Here is a 5,239-nt window from a genome sequence, read left to right as displayed (position 1 = left end):
GGCGTGGACAGTGTCGCCGGCGGCGCCTGCGTGCCGGCGTCGACCGGGACAGGCAGCGCGGCGTTGTCGGCGCGCGCCAGCAGGGCCAGCGGCGCGGTGAGCAGGAGGGCGAACAGGGGGGTCTTGGCGATCATGGGGTACTTCGCGGAGGTGTTCGCGGGCGCCGGCGGTGGCGACCACTGGTGACGAGCCGTAGTCAGGGTTGCAGCAAGCTCGGACCACCCGACAGTGCCTAAAGTTGCAGTGACTGTCACGTCGGCGGCGCACAAAGCGCGGCTCAGGCGTGCCCGCGCCACCATTGCGGTTCAGCTTGGGCTCCTGCCCGGAACAGATCGCGTCGGAAGCCGCGCGGCACCGCAGTGCCCCGCCGGCTTCCGGCGCACCCCCATCACACCACTGTCGACGCGAAGACCGCGGCAACGCGGCCACCCGGGGACCGGGACCGGAGTGTCAGGCCGGGACTGCCAGCCCGGCTTCCTTCGCCGAGCGGTCGGCGTGGTAGGACGAGCGCACCATCGGCCCGGAAGCGACGTGGGTGAAGCCCAGCGCCATGCCGAACTCCTCGAAGTGCCGGTACTCGTCGGGCGTCCAGTAGCGCATCACCGGGTGGTGGTGCGGGCTAGGCTGCAGGTACTGGCCGATCGTGATCATGTCGACGTCGTGGGCGCGCAGGTCGCGCAGGGTGTCCTCCACCTGCTCCCGGGTCTCGCCGAGGCCGAGCATGATCCCGGACTTGGTGGTGACGTCCGGGTGCTGCGCCTTGAACTTGCGCAGCAGGGTCAGCGACCACTGGTAGTCCGCGCCCGGCCGGACGTTGCGGTACAGGTGCGGCACGGTTTCGAGGTTGTGGTTGAACACGTCCGGCGGGTTGGTCGCCAGGATCTCCAGCGCGCGCTCCATCCGGCCCTTGCCGCGGAAGTCCGGGGTCAGGATCTCGATCTTCGTGCCCGGGCTCTGCCGGCGGATGGCGGCGATGCAATCGACGAAATGCTGGGCCCCGCCATCACGCAGGTCGTCGCGGTCGACGCTGGTCACCACCACGTAGCGCAGGCCCATGTCGGTGACGGTTTCGGCCAGCCGGCGCGGCTCGTCCGCGTCCGGCGGCTTGGGCCGGCCGTGGGCGACGTCGCAGAAGCTGCAGCGGCGGGTGCAGACCTCGCCGAGGATCATGAACGTGGCGGTGCCGTGGCTGAAGCACTCATGGATGTTCGGGCAGCTGGCGTCTTCGCACACCGTGACCAGGCGGTTCTCGCGCAGCTTGGCCTTGAGCTTCTGGACCGCGTTGCCGGACGGGATGCGGACCCGGATCCACGAAGGCTTGCGCAGCACTGGCGCATCGGCGAACTGCACCGGCGAACGGTTGATCTTGTCGCCGGCAACCTGCTTCACGCCTGGCACGAGCGGAGCCGGCTGGACCGGGACGGGCGCATCCCCGCTGACAACCGCGAGCGGGATGGTCTTGGTGGCGGTGTCGGTCATGGTCATCCGGTTCGCCCGGGGTGGCGACCCGGGCCTTGGCTATCAGGGCGTCGGCAGCACCGGCGGCGGCGCGGTTTCGACGGCCAGCCCGAACTGCGCGGCGAGGTGTCCGACCAGCGCGGGCTTCACCGCGTCGAGGCCCGACGGGCCGCCCAAGTCTACCATCGAGGTCACGGCCAGCCCGGCGTAGCCGCAGGGGTTGATCCGCTGGAACGGCGCCAGGTCCATGTCGATGTTGAAGGCCAGTCCGTGGAAGGTGCAACCGCGCCGCACGCGGATGCCGAGCGCGGCGATCTTGGCGCCGGCGACATAGACGCCCGGTGCACCGTCGCGCCGAACCGCCTCGATGTTCCAGTCGGCAAGGGTGTCGATGATCGCCTGCTCGATCCGGCAGACGTACTCGCGCACGCCGACCTTGAGCCGCTTCAGGTCGAGCAGCGGGTACAGCACCAGTTGGCCGGGACCGTGGTAGGTCACCTGGCCGCCGCGGTCGACGTGCAGCACCGGGATGTCGCCCGGCATGAGCACGTGCTCGGGCTTGCCCGCCTGGCCGAGGGTGAACACCGGTTCGTGCTCGACCAGCCACAGCTCGTCGGCGGTGTCGGCGCCGCGGGCATCGGTGAACGCCTGCATCGCACGCCAGACCGGCTCGTAGGGTTGCCGGCCGAGATCGCGGACCCGCGCGGCGGGCAGCGGGGTACGCCCGGCTTTGGAGGCTTCGGCCGATGCCGCCGGGCAGGCCGCTACAGCGTCCACTTCACTTCCGGGTGCCCGCGCAGTACCTCGTGCGCACGGTCGTACTGCTCGCGCGACTCGGCGCGAAACACGATGCGCACCGAGACGTAGCGACCGTTGGAGGAGTGCTTCCAGTCGACCTGTTCGGTCACGACCTCGATCCCGGCATCGAGCAGCAGGGTCGGGAGCGCGGTTTCGAGGTCCCGGGCGGCCGGGCCCATCGCGCTCAACTGGAACTCGCCGGGGAACTGGAAGCCGTGTTCAGGGTTGTCGGAGCGGATTTCCATTCCGCGATTATGGGAGCGGCGCCTCGGGAACCCAAGGGGACCGGTGGCAGCTTCCCGCGACTTCCTGCGTTTCATGGGTGAGCGCGGCCTGCAGCAGCAGGCCCTCCACCCATACGTTGCGGAAACCCACCATGAAGCCAACCTCGTTGCTCGCCCTCTCCCTCGCCGCCCTCGTCGCCGCCCCATTGCCGCTGCAGGCGCAGTCGCCGACCCGCCAGGCCGACATCCCGACCTGCTCGCGCAACCTCGGCACGCTGGCCGTGCTGGAGCCGGAGAACAACTGGTGGAGCGCGCACCGGCTCGGTGCGCCGTCGTCGCTCATCAAGGTGTTCGTCAACCGCTCCGGCTGCTTCACCCTGCTCGACCGGGGCAAGGGCATGGCGGCGATGCAAGCCGAGCGCGAGCTCGCGGCCGACGGCGACCTGCGGGTCGGCTCCAACCTGGGCAAGGGACAGGTCAAGGCGGCCGACTACGTGCTGGTGCCGGACCTGGTCTCGCAGAACTCCAATGCCGGCGGCAACCGCATCGGCGGTCTGCTGGGCGGGTTGATCGGCGACCGCACCGTCGGTGCGCTGGTCGGCGGGTTGAACATCAAGCGCAAGACCGCCGACGTCGTGCTGACCGTGACCGACGTGCGCTCGTCCGAGCAGCTGGCCATGACCGAAGGCCACGCGACCAAGACCGACCTGGGCTGGGGGGCGGGCGCCGGGGTGTTCAACGGGTTGCTGGGCGGTGCCGGCGCGACCGGCTACGCCAACACCGAGATCGGCCAGGTGATCACCCTCGCCTACCTGCNGGGGCGGGCGCCGGGGTGTTCAACGGGTTGCTGGGCGGTGCCGGCGCGACCGGCTACGCCAACACCGAGATCGGCCAGGTGATCACCCTCGCCTACCTGCAGGCCTACACCGACCTGGTCGGCCAGCTCGGTGGCTTGCCGGCCAGCGCGTCCGCCGCGAACGTGCAGCAGGCGGTGCGCATGACCCGGCCGGGCCGGCTGCTGGCGCAGGCCGATGGCGGCGGCGCCGCGGTGCGCGACCTCGATGTCGGCATGATGCTGTACCCCACCGGCAACAAGCAGTCGATGATGTGGGAGGTCGAGGACGAGCTCGGCAACAAGGGCTGGGTGTCGTCGACGTTGTTTGAACTGGCGCGCTGAACTGGCGCGCTGAAACGACAAAGGCCGGCATCCGCCGGCCTTTGCTTCATGCGGTGACGCGTCGGCTCAGACCGACTCCCACCACATCCAGAACTCGTCCCACAGGCGCTTGAAGAAGCCGCCCTCCTCGACCGCGTTCAGTGCCACCAGCGGCCGCTGCGCCACCACCTTGTCGTCGAGCATCACCTTGACCGTGCCGATCTCCTGGCCCTTCGCGATCGGCGCGACCAGGGTCTTGGGCACGTCCATCATCGGCTTCAGGCGCTCGTAGCGGCCGCGCGGAATGGTCACCAGCAGCGGTTCGGCAACGCCCAGCTGCAGCCGGTCCGACGCACCCTTCCAGACCTTCTGGTCGGCCACCTGGGTGCCAGCGTCGTACAGCTTGTGGGTCTCGTAGAAGCGGAAGCCCCAGTTGAGCAGGGCCTGGCTGTCGTCCGCGCGCTGCTTCTCCGACGTGGAGCCCAGGATGACGGTGATCAGGCGCTGGTCGCCGCGCTCGGCCGAGGCCATCAGGCAGTAGCCCGCGCCGGAGGTGTGGCCGGTCTTGATGCCGTCCACGCTCTGGTCGCGCCACAGCAGCACGTTGCGGTTGGGCTGGGTGATCGGCCCGACCGTGAATTCGCGGATGCTGTTGTAGGAGTACGCCTTCGGGAAGTCGCGGATCAGCGCGCGCCCCAGCAGCGCGAGGTCGCGCGCGCTCGACACGTGGCCCTCGGCCGGCAGGCCGGTCGGGTTCACGAAGTGGCTGTTGCGCATGCCGATCCGCTCGGCGTACATGTTCATCAGCGCGGCGAACGCGTCGACGCTGCCGGCCACGTGCTGGGCCAGGGCGATCGCGGCATCGTTGCCGGACTGCACCACCATGCCCTTTTCCATCTGCACCAGCGGTGCGGTCTTGTTGACCTCGAAGCCGGAGTAGCTGCCATCGGTGCCGGCCCCGCCGGTGCGCCAGGCGTGCTCGGTCATCATCACCTGGTCGTCCTCGCTGACCTTGCCGCCGGCCATCTCGGCGGCGATCACGTAGCTGGTCATGACCTTGGTGATGCTGGCCGGCTCCAGCGGCTGGTCGATGTTCTCCCCGGCCAGCACGTTGCCGCTGGCCGCGTCCATCACGATCCAGGCGGTACCGGCCACTTCCGGCGGCGGCGGAACCGGCAGCGCATCGCTGGCGGGCGCCTGCGCGGCAGGCTTGGGCGCCGGCGCCGGCTGCTGCGCGAACGCCATGCCGACGGTGAAGGTGGTCAGCGCGGCCAGGCCGATCGCGCGAAGGACTGCGGGGACTTTCATCGTTCAACTACTCCGGGGCCGGCGCAGGCCGGCGTCTGACTATCGGGAAAAACGTCGGGTGGGGCGCGGTCAGTCCTGGACCAGCTGCGGGGTACCCAGCCCCAGCCCGGCGATGCGGGTCGACAGCGACGCCACCGCCTGGCGGGCAAGCGGACCCACCCGCAGGCGCCACACCGGCCGGCCGTTGGCGGCACCGTCCTCGAGGCTGGCGCCATCGATGCCGGCGCCGCGCAGCATCGCCAGCGCGCGGTCGGCATTGCCACGCGTCGTGAAGCTGGCGACCTGCAGGACCACG

At 70.1% G+C, this 5,239-nt stretch carries 7 protein-coding genes; 2 read left to right on the top strand and 5 right to left on the bottom strand.

Annotated features, from left to right (window positions below; all coding sequences use genetic code 11):
- Positions 1-450: 450 nt before the first annotated feature.
- The 3 genes from lipA to ACKVMH_RS12655 are packed head-to-tail and all read right to left on the bottom strand — an operon-like array spanning position 451 to position 2,501.
- On the bottom strand, positions 451-1,479 hold the full coding sequence (gene lipA, locus ACKVMH_RS12665; protein ID WP_215218894.1) for a lipoyl synthase: 1,029 nt from the start codon (positions 1,477-1,479) through the stop codon (positions 451-453).
- 42 nt (positions 1,480-1,521) lie between these two features.
- A complete protein-coding gene (gene lipB / locus ACKVMH_RS12660) occupies positions 1,522-2,235 on the bottom strand; it encodes a lipoyl(octanoyl) transferase LipB (protein WP_412700565.1) in 714 nt (237 codons plus the stop codon).
- Positions 2,223-2,501 (bottom strand): DUF493 family protein, encoded by a 279-nt coding sequence (locus ACKVMH_RS12655; protein ID WP_215218896.1) that lies wholly within the window; start codon positions 2,499-2,501, stop codon positions 2,223-2,225. Before ACKVMH_RS12655 ends, lipB begins: the two co-directional genes overlap by 13 nt.
- A 131-nt stretch (positions 2,502-2,632) precedes the next feature.
- Between ACKVMH_RS12655 and ACKVMH_RS12650 the strand changes: the two genes are divergently transcribed.
- Both ACKVMH_RS12650 and ACKVMH_RS12645 read left to right on the top strand, forming a co-directional pair.
- Positions 2,633-3,379 (top strand): CsgG/HfaB family protein, encoded by a 747-nt coding sequence (locus ACKVMH_RS12650; RefSeq protein WP_412700564.1) that lies wholly within the window; start codon positions 2,633-2,635, stop codon positions 3,377-3,379.
- Positions 3,313-3,657 carry a hypothetical protein gene (locus ACKVMH_RS12645; RefSeq protein WP_412700563.1) on the top strand — a complete coding sequence of 115 codons (345 nt, stop codon included), beginning with the start codon at positions 3,313-3,315 and terminating at the stop codon, positions 3,655-3,657. Before ACKVMH_RS12650 ends, ACKVMH_RS12645 begins: the two co-directional genes overlap by 67 nt.
- A 66-nt stretch (positions 3,658-3,723) precedes the next feature.
- On the opposite strand, the gene ACKVMH_RS12640 is transcribed toward ACKVMH_RS12645, so the two are convergent.
- Both ACKVMH_RS12640 and ACKVMH_RS12635 read right to left on the bottom strand, forming a co-directional pair.
- Positions 3,724-4,944, bottom strand: coding sequence for a D-alanyl-D-alanine carboxypeptidase family protein (locus ACKVMH_RS12640; protein WP_412700562.1), 1,221 nt, complete (start codon positions 4,942-4,944; stop codon positions 3,724-3,726).
- A 69-nt stretch (positions 4,945-5,013) separates the two neighbouring features.
- Positions 5,014-5,239, bottom strand: a 226-nt coding sequence (locus ACKVMH_RS12635) for an SPOR domain-containing protein (protein ID WP_412700561.1), incomplete at its 5' end; no start/stop codon positions are given.

The organism is Lysobacter zhanggongensis, from assembly GCF_046638635.1.
Classification (GTDB): Bacteria; Pseudomonadota; Gammaproteobacteria; order Xanthomonadales; family Xanthomonadaceae; genus Novilysobacter; species Novilysobacter luteus.
The sequence above is the reverse complement of the archived record's forward strand: the minus strand, read 5'-3'. Positions and strand labels throughout refer to the sequence as shown.

Excerpts from the sequence above, each read along its gene's own strand:
- lipA (WP_215218894.1), bottom strand. The coding sequence starts at position 1,479 with ATGACCGACACCGCCACCAAGACCATCCCGCTCGCGGTTGTCAGCGGG.
- ACKVMH_RS12640 (WP_412700562.1), bottom strand. The coding sequence starts at position 4,944 with ATGAAAGTCCCCGCAGTCCTTCGCGCGATCGGCCTGGCCGCGCTGACC.
- ACKVMH_RS12655 (WP_215218896.1), bottom strand. The coding sequence starts at position 2,501 with ATGGAAATCCGCTCCGACAACCCTGAACACGGCTTCCAGTTCCCCGGC.